12 protein-coding genes are annotated in these 16,892 nt (G+C 64.3%); 11 read left to right on the forward strand and 1 reads right to left on the reverse strand.

Annotation, left to right across the window (positions count from 1 at the left end):
* Positions 1 to 3: 3 nt before the first annotated feature.
* Entirely contained in the window at positions 4 to 2,577 is a 2,574-nt protein-coding gene (locus M1L53_RS19165; RefSeq protein ID WP_007730911.1) for a bifunctional lysylphosphatidylglycerol flippase/synthetase MprF, read from the reverse strand.
* Positions 2,578 to 2,768: 191 nt separating this feature from the next.
* On the opposite strand from M1L53_RS19165, the gene M1L53_RS19170 reads away from it, so the two are divergent.
* The 11 genes from M1L53_RS19170 to M1L53_RS19220 all read left to right on the forward strand — a co-directional run bounded on the left by M1L53_RS19170 (position 2,769) and on the right by M1L53_RS19220 (position 16,882).
* Positions 2,769 to 3,182, forward strand: a complete 414-nt coding sequence (locus M1L53_RS19170) for a BlaI/MecI/CopY family transcriptional regulator (protein ID WP_003944876.1) — start codon at positions 2,769 to 2,771, stop codon at positions 3,180 to 3,182.
* A 25-nt stretch (positions 3,183 to 3,207) separates the two neighbouring features.
* The gene (locus tag M1L53_RS19175; RefSeq protein WP_007730909.1) at positions 3,208 to 4,161 is read left to right on the forward strand and encodes a M56 family metallopeptidase; all 954 of its coding nucleotides are present in this window, start codon (positions 3,208 to 3,210) and stop codon (positions 4,159 to 4,161) included.
* A 261-nt stretch (positions 4,162 to 4,422) separates the two neighbouring features.
* Complete coding sequence (locus tag M1L53_RS19180; RefSeq protein WP_054188237.1) at positions 4,423 to 6,327, forward strand: DEAD/DEAH box helicase; 1,905 nt, start codon at positions 4,423 to 4,425, stop codon at positions 6,325 to 6,327.
* A 217-nt stretch (positions 6,328 to 6,544) separates the two neighbouring features.
* Positions 6,545 to 8,002: an NADP-dependent phosphogluconate dehydrogenase gene (gndA, locus tag M1L53_RS19185; protein ID WP_007730904.1), complete on the forward strand. Its 1,458-nt coding sequence runs from the start codon at positions 6,545 to 6,547 to the stop codon at positions 8,000 to 8,002.
* Between the two features lie 62 nt (positions 8,003 to 8,064).
* Positions 8,065 to 9,567 (forward strand): DEAD/DEAH box helicase, encoded by a 1,503-nt coding sequence (locus M1L53_RS19190; protein ID WP_054188236.1) that lies wholly within the window; start codon positions 8,065 to 8,067, stop codon positions 9,565 to 9,567.
* A gap of 4 nt (positions 9,568 to 9,571) precedes the next feature.
* Positions 9,572 to 10,453 carry a DMT family transporter gene (locus tag M1L53_RS19195; RefSeq protein WP_003944968.1) on the forward strand — a complete coding sequence of 294 codons (882 nt, stop codon included), beginning with the start codon at positions 9,572 to 9,574 and terminating at the stop codon, positions 10,451 to 10,453.
* Between the two features lie 3 nt (positions 10,454 to 10,456).
* The gene (locus M1L53_RS19200; RefSeq protein ID WP_054188235.1) at positions 10,457 to 11,893 is read left to right on the forward strand and encodes a GuaB1 family IMP dehydrogenase-related protein; all 1,437 of its coding nucleotides are present in this window, start codon (positions 10,457 to 10,459) and stop codon (positions 11,891 to 11,893) included.
* Between the two features lie 311 nt (positions 11,894 to 12,204).
* The gene (locus M1L53_RS19205; RefSeq protein WP_003944847.1) at positions 12,205 to 13,587 is read left to right on the forward strand and encodes a hemolysin family protein; all 1,383 of its coding nucleotides are present in this window, start codon (positions 12,205 to 12,207) and stop codon (positions 13,585 to 13,587) included.
* Positions 13,580 to 14,668, forward strand: coding sequence for a hemolysin family protein (locus tag M1L53_RS19210; protein ID WP_003944826.1), 1,089 nt, complete (start codon positions 13,580 to 13,582; stop codon positions 14,666 to 14,668). The genes M1L53_RS19205 and M1L53_RS19210 overlap by 8 nt, the downstream gene beginning before the upstream one ends.
* Positions 14,669 to 14,671: 3 nt before the next feature.
* Complete coding sequence (locus M1L53_RS19215; RefSeq protein ID WP_054188234.1) at positions 14,672 to 15,550, forward strand: hypothetical protein; 879 nt, start codon at positions 14,672 to 14,674, stop codon at positions 15,548 to 15,550.
* An 18-nt stretch (positions 15,551 to 15,568) separates the two neighbouring features.
* A complete protein-coding gene (locus M1L53_RS19220) occupies positions 15,569 to 16,882 on the forward strand; it encodes a CoA transferase (protein WP_054188233.1) in 1,314 nt (437 codons plus the stop codon).
* Positions 16,883 to 16,892: the final 10 nt, after the last annotated feature.

A 16,892-nucleotide genomic window follows, 5' to 3' on the forward strand; every position in this document is an offset into this window, starting at 1 on the left:
GAATCAGCGACCCAGAATCGTCCGAACAAGTTTGAATCCCTGACCGATCGTCACGGTCGGCAGGTACGCTCGTCCGACCGCGTTCCCGATGCTCGGCAACGCGGCTGGATCGGCGAAGGTCATGTGCATCGGCACGTACCGAGGCTGGAACTTCGATTTGAAGGCCAACAGCGAACGAAATCCGTACACCGGTTCCAGGGTGCGACCGAGCAGGTCGAGCACGCTGTCCATCATCGCCGAGAAAGTCGTGGCCTCCGGTTCGTTCGCATTCCTCTCGGAATCACCGGCGATTGTTGCCAACGGTGCACCGGACAGACTGAGGAACTCGACGTCCTCCTCCTCCAATTTCAGTGCAGCGGAGGCGATGAGGAACTCCATCGCGGGACGGAATCCTTCGGAGCGTCGCCTCATGAAGTCGAGTGTCCACCCGACGACTTTGCCGTCGCGGTACACCGGTAGCCACGACGTGACACCGTGCACGGTGCGATCCTCGTCGACGGCGATCAGGCACCGCACTTGTTCGTCGTCGATCTCGTCGAGTCCGCCGAGGGTGAATCCCATCTCGGGCATCCCCTTGTCCGCCACCCATTCCTCCGAGATCGCAACTATCTGATCCTTGATCGCGAGAGGTGCATGAGGGAAGGAAATCCACTCGGCCGTGATCCCGGACTTCTTCGCCCGGTTCAGTGCTGTTCGCACATCCTGGAACCGCTTTCCTGTGAACGCGACCTGTCCGAGGTCGAGCACGGTTTCCTCGGCGACCTGCAGGCCGCTCCAGCCCATGGAATCAGTGATGCTTCGGGCGTCGTCGGTCACTGAATAGAAGCAGGGAATCCAACCGTTCGACGAAGCGAACTCGGCAAACTCCTCGATCGCCGTGCGCATGCGATCTGGAGGACCGACCGGATCACCGGTTGTGAGAGCAACACCGGCGATGACGCGATACGCGACGTAACTCGAACCGTCCGCGCTGAACCAGTATGTGTTTCCCTTCCACGTCGTCATCCAGGACAACGGGCTGCCGGTACCGGCGATCAACATGGATCGTGCTCGTTCGGCGGCTTTGGGATCGGCGGTCTTGACCGGCTTGAGGAAACTCACGAACACCAACACGGCGGCGACGCCCCAGAACACGACGCCGGTCCACTCGAAGAGCAACGTCGACTCGATGTCCACGGGAAGCAGACGCGGATCGATCAACTGCAGGTACACGGGCGGTACAAGGCGCTGAGGGAAGTCCGCGAGCAACATCGTTACGGTGGGCTCGCGATCGAACCCGTGCCTGGCGAGCATTCCGCCGCCGACGTAGATCACGGCGAGGACCGCGAGCAAGGTCACGATCGCAGCACCGAGACGTCGGTATGTCTTGGCCGGGGCCGCGACGTCGAAGTATCGACGTGTCGCGATCAGCAGGATCAGTACGAAGAGCGGTGTCAGGAACGGCACCAGAGTTCGGTACACGTTCGGATCGCTGATTCCGTAGAACAAGCTGTCACTGTCGACGGCGTCGACGAACCTGATGACGAAGTTCCCGATCGAGAGGACGAGTAGGACTACCTGAGCACACACTGTCGCAATCCAGGCAAATCTGCGGCCACGACGGAGCCCGTCACTCAACACGAGAACGAAGATCGACGGCATCAGCGAGAGCAGAGTCGGGCCGATACCGGAGAGTCTGAGCTCGAGGAGTCCTCGTCGGCAGTCCGGATCCGACGAGGACTCCTCACACAGTTCTCGAACCTCGGCGACAGTCCAGGGAACTCCGCGGAAGAGGTCACGGAGGACCGCGAGTGGGCCGACCGCCTGCGGGGACAATGCGGCGATCATCGGGCCGATCGCACTCGCCGCGACGACGATGGCGACCAGGACGCGACCCTCTCGCTGTGTCCCGGCGATGCGCTCACCGCGCGCCGATCGTCCGACGATCCACTGTCCGATCACCAAACCCACCACAGCGGCAAAGAATCGGATGACGTCTTGCAGCTGACCACTGAACAAGGCCAAAGTGATCGTCAACGCCAAAGTTCCGACGCGAATGCGACGGCGCCACAGGGTGCCCATGTTCGAGCTGGCGGCCATCGCAGCGCCGACGATCCATGCACTGGCTCCGACCGCGGAGCCCACGTGGAGGCGGAATCCCCAACTGGAATCGAACACCTTCGCAAACGACGCCCAGCCGAGCCCGAGCAGGACTCCCAAGATTTGAGTGCTTGCGCCGGCGATCGCAAGCTTGATCGTTCCCATTCGGCGTTCGAGGGGTGCGGCGACTGCGATCAGGAGCACGGTCGCGCCGAGGTACCCGAGCAGGTTTCCTGCCCACAGCACGGACGTGAGCGGAGTCCAGATGCGGCCGTGCTGGATCGAGCCCATTCCGGCACCGATCGTGTGCTCGAGATCGCGGGACGGTCCGTGAACGAGGCTGCCGGTTGCGGCACCCACGATCCACATGGTGAGAAGTAGAACGACCGTCAATGGTGCGTCGCGAATGCCGAAACGGATGATGCCGGCAGCTTTCTGCGTGACTACCCGCGCCCGTGATGTCGATTCTTCGGTGCCCGGCGAACTGTCGATCGTCATCTACGTGCGGCTACTTTCTGCGGATCGACTGTTGGCTTGCAATTATCGGGCATCGTCATTGTCGGGAATTCCGTCGTCTCACACCACCGTAACCGTCACGCAGATCACTATGGCCAATACCACACCCCCACCGAGGTGGTTACTACTACCAGTAGTACGTATTTCGTCGTGGAAGTCCGTAGAATCGAAGAATGGCAGGTCTAGGTGAACTCGAACGCGCGGTGATGGATCATTTGTGGTCCACATCGGAACCGCAAACTGTGCGACAGGTGCATGAAGCACTCGCGACGCATCGCGAATTGGCGTACACGACGGTAATGACCGTTCTGCAGCGCCTGGCGAAGAAGCATCTGGTGATTCAGCAGCGTGACGATCGCGCACATCGCTATCTTCCCGTCAACAAACGCGAAGAACTGGTCGCGAGTCTGATGGTCGACGCGCTGGCCCAGGCTCCGGAGTCCGGCGGTCGCGCCGCGGCGCTCGTCCACTTCGTGGGACAGGTCAATGCTGACGAAGCCGATGCTCTCCGCGAGGCGCTCGCTGCCCTCGAGGTGCGCGAGTCCGCGAAAAAGGCTGCGCAGCCCGGAATTTCTAGGCCGAACTGATTTCGTCGTGCATGATGTGTAGGACATGAACGCCACTACTGCACTGGTTTTCGGACTGCTTGCCTTGTTGCTGGCCGGTCCGGTTCCCGCACTCCTGAGCCGCTCCACGTGGCCTTACCGCGCTCCACGCGCGGCGTTGGTTCTGTGGCAAGCCGTCGCAATTGCTGCGGTGCTGTCGGCATTCAGCTCGGGCCTGGCCATTGCCAGCCAGCTGCTCGTTCCCGGCACTGACGGTAGGCCGACGACGGCCCCGACCGCCGAAATCGATGCACTCGGGCTCCCGCTGTGGATTCTGTACGTGGTTGTTTTTGCCCTGACGCTTCTGATCGGCGCGAAGCTGATCTTCTCGATCATCCAGGTCGCTGTGAGAACCCGACGTCGCCGTGCACGTCACCGCGTGTTGGTGGACCTTCTCGACGACTGCGCCATGCCCGCGTCGGTGGAACGCACACCCGATCTGCGGGTACTGGACGTCGACGAACCGATCGCATACTGCCTGCCAGGTCTGCGTCAACGCGTGGTTCTCAGTCAAGGCACTCTGCAGAACCTCGATCATGCCGAGGTCAAAGCCATCCTGACGCACGAGCGTTCCCACCTGCGAGCTCGTCACGATCTGGTCCTCGAGGCTTTCACTGCCGTCAACCACGCGTTCCCCCGTTTCGTTCGTAGCAAGTCGGCCCTGGGATCGGTGCAGCTACTGGTGGAGTTGCTCGCCGACGATTCAGCCGTGCGGGCTACCGGTCCCACTCCCCTCGCGCGGGCGCTTGTCGCGTGTGCCGGATCGACGGCACCCCGCGGGGCAATGGCAGCGGGCGGGCCGTCGACGCTCATCCGAGTGCAACGCCTCTCGGCCGACGACGCAGATCCCCGCATCGCAGTTTTTGCGTATCTCGGGGCGGTCGCGATTCTCGTTGTTCCCACGGTTGCGGTGGCTGTGCCCTGGCTCACCGAACTTCGACTGCTTTTCAACGCATACTGAGTCTTGACCTGCGTAACCCCGTGTAGTAGTGCAGGTCACAGGCGGGGCTACCTGACTTCGGTGTCCCCGGTGGCGTAGAGTGGATCACGGCCACCATCGTGGTCCGTCAACATATAACGGCACACAGCCCAATTCCCCGCAGTATGCGTTCGGATTGCCAGGTGACATGTGCCCTGGCTCGTCCCTTTGCGAACTGTGTCGTGTATTTCAGCATGGCTTCTTCCGCTCCGCGACGTGCCCGTAGTCCGGAGAGGTTTCCGCGTGACCAACGCTGTCCAAATGTCGTCTTCCGAGAACATCGAAGACCCCACCGTCAACACCCCCGCTGCCGAAGAAGCAGTCGCCACCGAGCCGGGTATCACCTTCGCCGAGATCGGCCTGCCCGAGCAGCTTGTTGCCGCATTGGCGCGCAACTCCATCACCGTCCCGTCCCCCATCCAGGCGCAGTCCATCCCGGACGCGCTCGCCGGAACCAACGTTCTCGGCCGCGCACAGACCGGATCGGGCAAGACCCTCGCCTTCGGCCTGCCGATGCTGACCCGCCTCTCACGCCACGAAGATCGCCCGGCCGCCAAGCGTCCCCGCGCACTCGTGCTCGTCCCCACCCGTGAGCTTGCTTTCCAGGTGGTCGACTCCCTCAACTCCTACGCCGGCGCACTCGGACTCACGGTTCGTCCCGCTGTCGGTGGAACGCCGTTCGCCAAGCAGGTCGATCAGCTCCGACGCGGCGTAGACGTCCTCGTCGCAACGCCGGGTCGTCTCGGCGACCACCTGCGTCAGGGCACCTGCATCCTCGACTCGGTGGAAATCACCGCACTCGACGAAGCCGATCAGATGGCAGACATGGGCTTCCTGCCCGAGGTTCGCTCGATCCTCGGTGAGACCCCCGCAGACGGACAGCGTCTGCTGTTCTCGGCAACCCTCGACCGTGAGGTCCAGTCGCTGGTTCGTCAGTTCCTGGCCAACCACGTCACCCACTCCACCGAAGACGGCCGCGCAAGCGTCGACACGATGGAGCACTACGTCCTCCTCGTCGATCGTGGACAGAAGGATTCAGTCCTCGCCGAGATCGGTGCCCGCGACGGACGCACCATCATGTTCGCCCGCACCAAGCTCGGTTGCGAGGGAATCACCGACCGCCTCCGCGCAGTCGGCATCGCTGCCGAGTCGCTTCACGGCGGCAAGGCACAGAACCAGCGCACCCGCGTCCTCGAGCGTTTCAAGAACGGCCGCACCCCGGTCCTCGTCGCAACGGACGTCGCAGCACGCGGCATCCACGTCGACGGCATCGACCTCGTCGTTCACGTCGATCCCCCGGCCGACCACAAGGACTACCTGCACCGCGCTGGTCGTACCGCTCGCGCCGGCGAGAAGGGCACCGTTGTCGCCATCGTGCTGCCGAACCAGAAGCGTCAGTTCAAGCGTCTGACCGGTATGGCCGGCGTCAATGCCGCAGCCGTTGCCGTCACCCCGGGTTCTGCTGAACTTGCTCGCATCACCGGCGCCAAGAAGCCGACCGGAGAACCGTTGCGCGAGAGCTCTTCTCGTGGCGAGCGTTCCTTCGGTGATCGTGGTGGAAGCCGTGGCGGCTACCAGGGCAACCGCTCGTCCGGTGGATACCAGGGCAACCGCTCTTCGGGTGGCTACCAGGGCAACCGCGACAGCCGCCCCTCGACCGGCTACCAAGGAAACCGCTCTTCGGGTGGCTACCAGGGAAGCCGCGACGGCGAGAGCCGCGGCGGATACCAGGGCAACCGCTCTTCCGGTGGATACCAGGGTGATCGCTCCAGCGGTGGTTACCAGGGCAACCGTGACAGCCGTCCGTCCTACGGAGACCGCGACAGCCGCCCCTCGACCGGCTACCAAGGAAACCGCTCTTCGGGTGGTTACCAGGGCAACCGTGACGGCGAGAGCCGCGGCGGATACCAGGGCAACCGCTCTTCCGGTGGTGGATACCAGGGCAACCGTGACAACAACCGCTCGTACGGCGATCGCGACAGCCGCCCCTCGACCGGCTACCAGGGCAACCGCTCCTCCGGTGGATACCAGGGAAACCGCGAAGGCGGCGACAACCGTGCAGCCTCGACCAGCGGTGGCGGCTTCCGCAGCCGTACCGACCGTCGTAGCTATGACGGATTCGACGGCCCGAAGCGCGATCAGCGGTAATACCTGCGCTGAGCTGCGGCTCGACAACTGAACACTGAGAACCTTCCGGCTGTGCCGGAAGCTGTATCGAGACGGATGCAGGTCACTGCAATTAAAGTGATCTGCATCCGTGTTTTGTATGCACGGTCTGATGTTCACGCGCGTCGCGGCCGCACCGTTTTCGGCTGCGCACAGCGCAGGATTTCACAGCCGCGGACCGAGAGGGAAAGCTGTAAGCATGTCAACCACTAGCACCGAATCACCCCGAGCTCAGATCGGCGTCACCGGCCTGGCCGTCATGGGTTCGAATATTGCCCGCAATTTCGCCCGCCACGGTCACACCGTTGCCCTGCACAACCGCAGCATCGCGAAGACCGATGCCCTGATCGCCGAGCATGGTTCCGAGGGCGATTTCGTGCGCACCGAGACCGTCGAGGAGTTTGTTGCCGCACTTCAGAAGCCGCGACGCGTCCTGATCATGGTCAAGGCCGGCGCCCCGACCGATGCTGTCATCGAAGAGCTCGCAAACGCCATGGAGCCCGGCGACATCATCATCGACGGTGGCAACTCGCTCTACACCGACACGATCCGTCGTGAAGCGGCGATCCGCGCCCGCGGACTGCACTTCGTCGGCGCCGGTATCTCCGGTGGCGAAGAAGGCGCACTCAACGGTCCGTCGATCATGCCGGGCGGCCCGAAGGAGTCCTACGAGGCTCTCGGCCCGCTTCTCGAGTCCATCTCCGCTCACGTCGACGGCACCCCGTGCTGCACGCACATCGGCCCCGACGGCAGCGGTCACTTCGTCAAGATGGTGCACAACGGCATCGAGTACGCCGACATGCAGCTCATCGGCGAGGCGTACAACCTCTTCCGCGACGCTCTGGGCTACGACGCCGGTCAGGTTGCCGACGTCTTCACCGAGTGGAACAAGGGCACCCTCGAGTCCTACCTGATCGAGATCACCGCCGAGGTGCTCCGCCAGGTCGACGCCGAGACGGGCAAGCCTTTGGTCGACGTCATCGTCGACGCTGCCGAGCAGAAGGGCACGGGCCGCTGGACGGTCAAGTCTGCTCTGGATCTGGGCGTGCCGGTCACCGGTATCGCCGAGGCCGTGTTTGCTCGCGCACTGTCCGGTAGCCGCAATCAGCGCGCTGCAGCTCAGGCGCAGGGTCTGGCTGCCGGCTCTCTCGGCGACAAGCCTGCTGACGCCGAGCAGTTCGCCGCCGACATCCAGGCCGCGCTGTACGCGTCGAAGATCGTGGCGTACGCGCAGGGCTTCGATCAGATCGCTGCCGGCAGCGCCGAGTACGACTGGAACCTCAAGCCTGCCGACCTGGCGACGATCTGGCGCGGTGGCTGCATCATCCGTGCGCAGTTCCTCAACCGCATCAAGGACGCGTTCGACGCCGATCCGAGCCTGCCGAGCTTGATCCTGGCGCCGTACTTCCGCGAGGCCATCGAGGCAGGCATCGACAGCTGGCGCCGCGTGGTCGCCACCGCGACGATGCTCGGCATTCCGGTACCTGCGTTCGCGTCCTCGCTGTCGTACTACGACGGTCTCCGCGCGGAGCGTCTGCCGGCCGCCCTGACTCAGGGTCAGCGCGACTTCTTCGGCGCGCACACCTACGAGCGCATCGACAAGCCGGGCAAGTTCCACACACTGTGGAGCGGTGACCGCAGCGAAATCGAGGCCTGATTCACAGCGGGTATCGGTAGATGCGGTCATCTGCGTCTACCGATACCCGGTAGCCTGGACAAATGCAGGAATCGACGATCGACTCGCCCACCTCGACCGAAGGGCGTTCGTTCGTCGACCTCGGAATCCCCGCCGTGATGGTGCACGCGTTGCGCCGAAGCGGCATCGATGCCCCCTTCCCCATTCAGTCGGCAACCATCCCCGATGTTCTTGCCGGTCGGGATGTACTCGGGCGCGGTGCGACGGGTTCCGGAAAGACTCTGGCCTTCGGGCTTCCGATGCTGGTGCGCCTCAAGGGTGGGGCGAGCAAGCGGAATCGTCCGCGCGGTTTGGTGCTCGCTCCCACCCGTGAGCTGGCGATCCAGATCCACAAGGCACTCGACGACGCCGCTACCGAGATCGGTTTGCGTGTGGCAAATGCGGTCGGGGGCGTTCCGATCAAGCGTCAGGCCGACATCCTTGCCCGCGGCGTCGATCTGCTGATTGCGACCCCCGGGCGCCTGCTCGACCTACTCGAGCAGAAGTCGGTGATTCTCGACGACGTCGTGATCACGACCATTGACGAAGCCGACCACATGGCAGACATGGGTTTCATCGACGAGGTTGCGAAGATTCTCGACACGACTCCGAAAGACGGTCAGCGTCTTCTCTTCTCGGCGACACTCGACGGCAAGGTCGACGATCTGGTCGCGGGTTACCTGCGCAATCCGGCGTCGCACTCGACTGCTCCCCCGGTTGCGACCGTCTCGACCATGGAACATCATCTGCTCTTCGTCGACCGCGACGACAAGAGATCCGTTGTCGCACATATCGCTTCGCGTGCGGGGCGGACCATCATGTTCGTCAAGACCAAGCACGGTGTGGATCGTCTTGCGCAGCAACTGCATTTGATCGGCGTCTCGGCCGGGGCTCTGCACGGCGGCAAGACGCAGAACAATCGGACCAAGACCCTCGCGTCGTTCTCCGACGGGACAACACCGGTCCTGGTCGCCACCGATGTCGCCGCGCGCGGAATCCATGTCGACGACGTGACGCTCGTCGTTCACGTCGATCCCCCGGCCGAGGCGAAGGACTACCTGCACCGGGCCGGCCGGACGGCACGCGCCGGCGAATCGGGCGTCGTCGTCACCATCGTCACCGACGAAGAACGTGAATCGGTCGAGAAGTTGACCAGGCAGGCAGGCATCAAGGTTCACGGTGTGCGGGTTCGTCCTGACGATCTTGAGCTCACGCGCATCACCGGTGCGATGGAGCCGACGGGAATTCCGGTCGAGGCTCCCGATACGACGGTTGCCGTCAAGCACACCGCCAAGCGTGGCCGTCAGGAACACGACACTGCAGGCCGGACCGCTGCCGGAGGCCGGATGAAGAAGGACGGCGACAAGCGCGCCGCCTCCTCGCGGCGCGTCACCGATCCGAAGAGTGTGAAGAAGATCCGTGCGGACGGCACTCCGGTCCCGACCCGTTCGGAGCGTCTGGCGTCCAAGGGCTTGACCCCGCGTCGCGGCGCACCCGGCGCAGGAAAGCCGTCTGCCGGAAATCGGGCGGGCAAGCGCGCACACTGAGGGAATGGGTGATCTTCCACTGATCTCGGTTCTCTGCGCACTTCTCGCTGCACTGCTCTTCGCGTGCGCTTCGGTCGCTCAGCAACGGGCGGCGTCCGCGGTTCCCGAGGGCGAGGCGTTGGTGGCGTCGTTGATTCGCAGTCCTCGGTGGTGGGCCGGGCTGATCGGTGACGGCGGCGGGTATGTCATGCAGGCCGTTGCACTGTCGTTGGGTTCGGTGTTGGTGGTGCAGCCGCTGATCGTGACCTCGTTGCTGTTCGCGCTGCCTCTCTCGGCCAAATTCTCGGGAATCCGCATCACCCGTTCCGCGTGGTCACTGGCGATCATGCTCGCGATTTCCTTGGCGATCTTCCTCGTCGTCGGCGATCCCACCGAGGGAGACAGCAACGCACCGTGGTCGGATTGGGCTGTGCCCCTGACGATTACGGTCGCAGTGGCCGTGGCCGCAACTGTCGGCGGCTTGTCCAAACTCGACGGCGGCTGGCGCGCACTGCTTCTCGGCTCTGCGGCAGGAATCTTCTACGGCGTCGCCGTCGCATTCACCAAGTACGTCACCGACCTACTCGGCCACGGCGTCGTCGGGGTGATTTCGGCATGGCAGACGTGGGCGCTGATCGCCTCGGGCGCAATCGGGGTCTACCTGCAACAGCGCGCGTTCCAGGTCGGGCCGCTGTCGGCGTCGCTACCCGCCCTGACGATCGGCGAGCCGATCGCGGCCATCTTCCTGGGGATGACAGTGCTCGACGAACGCCTCCGCGTCGACGGTCCCGGAATTGCTCTCATCGGGTGCGCCGTCGCCGTCATGATCATGACCACGATCGCCCTCTCCCGCTCACAAGCGCGCGATACCGAGGGCGCTACGGCGGAATCGACGGTAGGCTCGTGAAACGTGCAGTTCCTCGAAGGGCAACGCCCCCCATACGACCTGACCTACGACGACGTCTTCCTCGTCCCTAACCGGACCGAGGTCACCTCTCGGTTCGACGTCGATCTCAATTCTTCCGACGGATCCGGAACGACCATTCCCGTCGTGGTCGCCAATATGACCGCAGTCGCCGGCCGCCGCATGGCGGAGACTGTCGCCCGCCGCGGCGGACTGGTCATCATTCCGCAGGACGTCCCCACCGAAGCTGTCGCCGAGACCGTGGCGTTCGTCAAGAGCCGCCACCTCATCGCCGATACGCCGGTCACGCTGAGTCCGGACGACGCCGTCTCCGATGCGCTGGCGCTGCTTCCCAAGCGCGCTCACGGCGCGGTCGTGGTGGTCGAGGACGGTAAGCCTCTCGGTGTCGTCACCGAGGCAGCCTGCGCGGATGTCGATCGGTTCACTCGCCTCCGTACCGTCGCGATCACCGACTTCGTCACGGCCCCGGTCACCGCCACACCGCGTGAGGTCTTCGAACTGCTCGAAACCAAGCATGATCCGCTGGCGGTCATCGTCAACGAAGACGGGACTCTTGCCGGCGTCCTCACCCGCACCGGCGCGATCCGTGCCGGCATCTACGACCCCGCAGTCGACGAGCGCGGCGCACTCCGGGTCGCTGCGGCGGTCGGTGTGAACGGTGACGTGGGCGCCAAGGCCAAGGCTCTCGTCGACGCCGGTGCAGACGTGATCGTCGTGGACACGGCTCACGGTCACCAGCAGAGAATGATCGATGCGCTCACCACCCTCAAGGCGCTCGATCTCGGCGTCCCGTTGGTTGCAGGCAACGTGGTCTCCGCACAGGGAACCCGTGATCTGATCGCCGCAGGCGCGGACATCGTCAAGGTCGGCGTCGGACCCGGAGCCATGTGCACGACTCGCATGATGACCGGCGTCGGACGCCCGCAGTTCTCGGCCGTCGCGGAATGTGCTGCAGCGGCACGTGAGCTCGGCAAGCACGTCTGGGCCGACGGCGGCGTTCGACACCCCCGCGACGTTGCACTCGCCCTCGCGGCGGGCGCGTCGAACGTCATGATCGGCTCGTGGTTCGCCGGCACATACGAGTCCCCCGGCGATCTCAAAGTCGATCAGGCGGGCAACGCGTACAAGGAGAGCTTCGGTATGGCCTCCAAGCGCGCTGTTGCTGCTCGCACAGCCACCGAAACGGCTTTCGATCGCGCCCGTAAGGGATTGTTCGAGGAAGGCATCTCCAGTTCGCGGATGCGTCTCGATCCCGAGCGCCCCGGAGTCGAGGACCTGATCGATCAGATCTGTTCCGGCGTGCGCAGTACCTGCACGTACGCGGGTGCGCGCTCTCTCGAGGAGCTGCACGAGAAGGCCGTTCTGGGCGTGCAGTCCGCCGCCGGATTTGCCGAAGGACGGCCGCTTCCGTCTGGTTGGTGAACCACGTTCTGTGACTGTCGGCGGGTGCTCGGGTCCCTACTCCCGGGCACCCGCCGGTATCATTGGATCGGTAAACAGAAAACAAAACTCGGTCGGGTGCCCTTCGGCGACCCGACCGAGCCCGCTACAGCCGAGAACTACTCGGCTCTGACGAAAGGAACCCGGTGCCCGAGGCACCCACACACTTACCCGGCGCTACACCCGTCGTTTTATCCGAGGAATCTTCTGATTCCGCCGGTTCGGAGGGCTCCTCTAGCGAGCCGGGAGACAAACCCGGCGGCCCCCGTGCACATCTCAGGTGGCGATGACACATGGACATCGTTTTCACCATTCTCAGCCTGGTCGGCTTCATCGCGCTGACTGCAGGCACCGCCCTCTTCGTGGCGGCCGAATTCTCACTGACCGCGCTCGAACGCAGCACCGTCGACGAAGCTGCTCGTGGCGGCGACCGACGCTCGCGGCAGGTTCAACACGCGCACAAGACTCTTTCGTTCCAGCTCTCCGGCGCTCAGCTGGGCATCACGATCACAACCCTGATCACCGGTTACCTGGCCGAGCCGGTCCTGGCACGGTTCATCACACCGGTCACGAAGGCCGTCGGGCTCAGTGAATCCGCTGCCTCGACAACGTCTTTGATCCTGGCTCTCGTGATCGCGACCTCGTTCTCCATGATCTTCGGTGAGCTCGTACCGAAGAACCTCGCAATCTCCAAGCCGATGCCCACCGCCCGCGCGACTGCGGGCCTGCAAGCAGGGTTCTCGCTGATCTTCCGGTGGGCCATCAACGGCCTCAACGGAACCGCCAACTGGATCGTGCGACGCCTGGGCATCGAACCCGCGGAGGAATTGCGCTCCGCGCGATCACCGCAGGAACTCGGGTCCCTCGTGCGGACGTCCGCGCAGCGCGGGTCCATCGACAAGGGCACGGCGATGCTCGTCGACCGTTCACTGCAGTTCGGTGACCGCACGGCAGAAGAGCTGATGACTCCGCGAGTGAAGATCGAATCGCTGGAACTCTCGGACACCGTCGCAGACCTGATCGTGACGGCGTCGCGGACCGGCTATTCGCGCTTCCCGGTCGTTCGCGGCGATCTCGACGACACGGTCGGCGTCGTACACATCAAGCACGCGTTCACCGTTCCGGCCGAACGTCGGCGCACGACGCGCGTCGACAGTCTGGCTCAACGTGTTCCCGTCGTGCCGTCGAGCCTGGACGGAGACACCGTCATGGAGCGAATCCGCTCGGACGGTATGCAGGTTGCGCTCGTCGTCGACGAGTACGGCGGAACTGCCGGCATCGTCACGATGGAAGACCTCATCGAGGAAATCGTCGGCGATGTGCGCGACGAACACGACGAACCCGAACTCGACGTGCAGCGCGTCGGCGACGGATGGTCGTGCTCCGGTCTCCTGCGCATCGACGAGGTCACTTCGGCTACCGGGTACACCGCTCCCGAAGGCGACTACGACACGCTCGGTGGGTTGGTGCTCACCGAACTGGGCCGCATCCCCGACGAGGGTGACGAGGTGGAATTGCCCGACGTCGACTCGTCCGGTGATTCGCGCGGAAAGTGGATTGCACGAGTGACCGGCATGGACGGCCGCCGTATCGACCGGGTGACCATCACGCCGGTCCCCGCTTACGTCGAACCCGAATCCGCAGACGACAGCAAGAAGGAGTCCGACGATGAATAACCTCTTCGGTGTACTCCTCACCGTCGTGCTGCTCGCCGGCAATGCATTCTTCGTCGGTGCGGAGTTCGCACTGATCTCCGCACGACGTGACCGCCTCGAAGCACTGGTCGCGCAAGGCAAGAAGCGGGCGCTCACAGTCATCAAGGCCGGTGAGAACCTCTCGCTCATGCTTGCGGCGGCTCAGCTGGGCATCACGATCTGCTCGATCCTCCTCGGTAAGGTCGCCGAGCCCGCCATTGCGCACCTCCTCGAGGTGCCGATGGAAGCCGTCGGTCTGCCCGACGGATTGCTGCACCCGATCTCGTTTGCCATCGCGCTGTCGCTCGTCGTCGTGCTGCACATCCTGCTCGGCGAGATGGTGCCCAAGAACATCGCGTTGGCCGGCCCCGAGAAGACGGCCATGCTGCTCGTTCCCGTGCATCTGGCGTTCATCAAGATCGCTCGCCCGATCATCGCGTTCTACAACCTGTGCGCGAACGGAGTGCTCAAGCTCCTGCGCGTCGAACCCAAGGACGAACTCGACGTCACGGTCTCGGCGGTGGAGTTGTCCGCGATGATCGGTGAATCGCGATCCGAAGGTCTGATCGACGCCGAAGAACACCGGCGGTTGAAGCAGGCACTCGAATCGACCGATCGGACCGTCTCCGAGGTCCTGATCACTCTCGACAAGGTGCGGACCATTCCCCTCACACCGTCGGGAACAACACTGGGTGAGATCGAGCGTGCGGTCATCGAGACCGGATACTCGCGTTACCCGGTGCGAGCGAGCGACGGATCGCTGGCTGGGTACGTGCACCTCAAGGACGTGCTCGACGAGGTGCTCGACGAGGCCGCTGGACCGGACACCGTCGTTCCGACGTCGGATATCCGGCCGCTGCCCATCGTTCCGCTCAGCACACCGCTGGCCGAAGCGTTGGCCGGCCTTCGTCGGGCCAGCTCGCACCTCGGCGCTGTCACGGACGCTGACGGAGTGGTGATCGGTATCGTCGCGCTCGAGGATCTCCTCGAGGAGTACGTCGGAACGGTCCGCGATGGCACGCATCGCGGCACGGATGCTGTTCCCGGACAAAGAAACAGCTGATCGATGACACGTTCGGTGCATTCACTCGCAATCGCGCAGAGCGAGTGGACGGCTCGGCGGGCACTTCACCTCGAGGAGGTGGAGAAGCTCGTCGAGCCGCACCGAGCGCGTCGTAGCGCCGGTATCTCTCACCCGGTGCACGACTTCCTCTTCACGTACTACAACTTCAAACCCGCCCAACTGCGCCGCTGGCACCCCGGGTACGGAGTCGCGCTCGAGAACGCCGCCGAATACGCAGCCTTCTCCGGCTACCGCGTCGACGAGTCGGGTACCGCGACGGTCGAGGCCTCAGTGCTGGAGCGTCGGCGTCACACAGTCGAATTCGTGTGGAATCTGTTGAATCAGACGTCTGCGCGGCCCGCTGTGCTGGGTTGCTTCGGCCTCCACGAATGGGCGATGGTCTATCGCGGGGGCGAGGACGCAATCCGTCACCAGTCGGTGCCGCTGCGACTCGGGTTCGCCGGTACCGACGCGGTCGTCGAATCCCTGCCACTCAAATGCACGCACTACGACGCGTTCCGGTTCTTCACACCGGACGCGGCCCCCAAGAACTCGCTCCCGCTTGCACGCGAAACTCAGATCGATCACGAACAGCCGGGCTGCCTGCACGCCGGTATGGACCTGTACAAGTGGAGCTTCAAATTGTTGCCACTCGTCGATTCCGACCTGGTGATGCGGTGCTTCGAACACGCGCTCCTGGCCCGTGAACTCGACATGCGCGCGAGCCCATACGACCTTGCCGAGTACGGGTACTCCCCCATTCGTATCGAAACTCCCGCGGGCCGCGCCGAATACGTGCGTCAGCAACAACAGTTGGCGGATCGTGCTGCGCCGCTCCGCGATACGCTGGCAGAAAAGTGCCGGGAGCTTCTCGGCCACTGAACTGCCGAAAGGCGTCGCATGGATCACGGGTACGGGTTCTATCTCGACGAATACCAGCGTGACGTCGGGGTGCACACCGACGACCGACGCGGGCACATCGAATGCCCGGACTCGGCGGGTTTCCTTGCGGCGCACTTGCCGGTGTTCGACCTCGCTGCGGGCTCGGTAGCGGCGTTCGCCTCGGCGATTCATCGGTCAACCCGCCCGGGCGACGGACACTGGACCCTCGATCCCGAGCGCATCGCCGCGTCCTTCTCGAGCGATCGACTGTTCCGGATCGGCGGCGAGCCGATCAACGGGTTCTCCGAGCACTCGGGGTTCTTTGCCGCCCGCGACGGTTGGGTCCGCACGCACGGCAACTATCCGCACCATCGCGACCGCCTGCTCGCCGTCCTCGCGCTCGATCATGGATCACCCAAAGATGCAGTGGCGCAACGGATATCCGAACTCAGCGCCATCGAGATCGAGCAGCAGGCCGCCGAGATCGGAGCCATCGCGGTCCGTGTTCGTACCGAGACCGAGTGGCGCCTGAGTGAGCAGTGCGCAGCTGCGAGGTCTGCGCCTCTGGTATCCATCCGAGCACGCGACGAGGGAAAACCCCGCACGCATCCGACGCGCCCACGCGTTCTCGACCTGACCCGCGTCATCGCCGGTCCGGTCGCGACGCGTGCCCTGGCGTTGGTCGGCGCTGACGTTCTGCGGATCGATCCCCCGGCGATCCCCGAGATCGGATGGCAGCACCTCGACAGTGGACAGGGCAAGCGGTCGGCGCTTCTCGACCTGAAGTCCTCGGCCGGAGCGGCAGCGTTCCGAGAACTCCTCGAAACCGCAGACGTACTGGTCACCGGCTACCGGCCGGGTGCACTCGAAGCGCTCATCGGGCAGGATCTTCCCGCCCACCTGATTCACGGGCGCGTCAGCGCATGGGGATGGGAAGGTCCGTGGGCGAATCGCCGTGGCTTCGACAGCATCGTGCAGGCCGCGTCCGGCATTTCGTTCCTCGAGGGTGGTGAGAACCCTGGCGCACTTCCGGCGCAGGCACTCGACCACTCGACCGGATACTTCTTGGCAGCGGGGATCCTCGACGCGTTGACACTGCGCTCGCACGACGGCCGTGGCCGCGACGTCGACGTGTCGCTGGCCAGCACCGGCGCTCGTCTTCTCGACGCACCCGGCCGAACCGTCCATCCCGGTCTACCGACCGCTCCCGGCCTGAATGTTGTTGTCAACCATGCCGACGTGACCACCGCACGACCCGCGCTGGCAGAGTTCGAGGACTACCCCGAACCGGCGCATCCGTGGGGATCGGATCGCGCGGAGTGGGCACACTGAGGGACCGGCA

The sequence above is a fragment of the Rhodococcus sp. T9N genome (assembly GCF_024436645.1).
In the GTDB taxonomy this organism is placed as follows: domain Bacteria; phylum Actinomycetota; class Actinomycetes; order Mycobacteriales; family Mycobacteriaceae; genus Rhodococcus_F; species Rhodococcus_F qingshengii.

Bases quoted from the DNA above. Each gene is read 5' to 3' on its own strand.
- M1L53_RS19165 (WP_007730911.1), bottom strand. From the start codon at position 2,577: ATGACGATCGACAGTTCGCCGGGCACCGAAGAATCGACATCACGGGCG.
- gndA (WP_007730904.1), top strand. From the start codon at position 6,545: ATGTCAACCACTAGCACCGAATCACCCCGAGCTCAGATCGGCGTCACC.
- M1L53_RS19175 (WP_007730909.1), top strand. From the start codon at position 3,208: ATGAACGCCACTACTGCACTGGTTTTCGGACTGCTTGCCTTGTTGCTG.
- M1L53_RS19220 (WP_054188233.1), top strand. From the start codon at position 15,569: ATGGATCACGGGTACGGGTTCTATCTCGACGAATACCAGCGTGACGTC.
- M1L53_RS19170 (WP_003944876.1), top strand. From the start codon at position 2,769: ATGGCAGGTCTAGGTGAACTCGAACGCGCGGTGATGGATCATTTGTGG.
- M1L53_RS19205 (WP_003944847.1), top strand. From the start codon at position 12,205: ATGGACATCGTTTTCACCATTCTCAGCCTGGTCGGCTTCATCGCGCTG.
- M1L53_RS19210 (WP_003944826.1), top strand. From the start codon at position 13,580: ATGAATAACCTCTTCGGTGTACTCCTCACCGTCGTGCTGCTCGCCGGC.
- M1L53_RS19195 (WP_003944968.1), top strand. From the start codon at position 9,572: ATGGGTGATCTTCCACTGATCTCGGTTCTCTGCGCACTTCTCGCTGCA.
- M1L53_RS19215 (WP_054188234.1), top strand. From the start codon at position 14,672: ATGACACGTTCGGTGCATTCACTCGCAATCGCGCAGAGCGAGTGGACG.
- M1L53_RS19190 (WP_054188236.1), top strand. From the start codon at position 8,065: ATGCAGGAATCGACGATCGACTCGCCCACCTCGACCGAAGGGCGTTCG.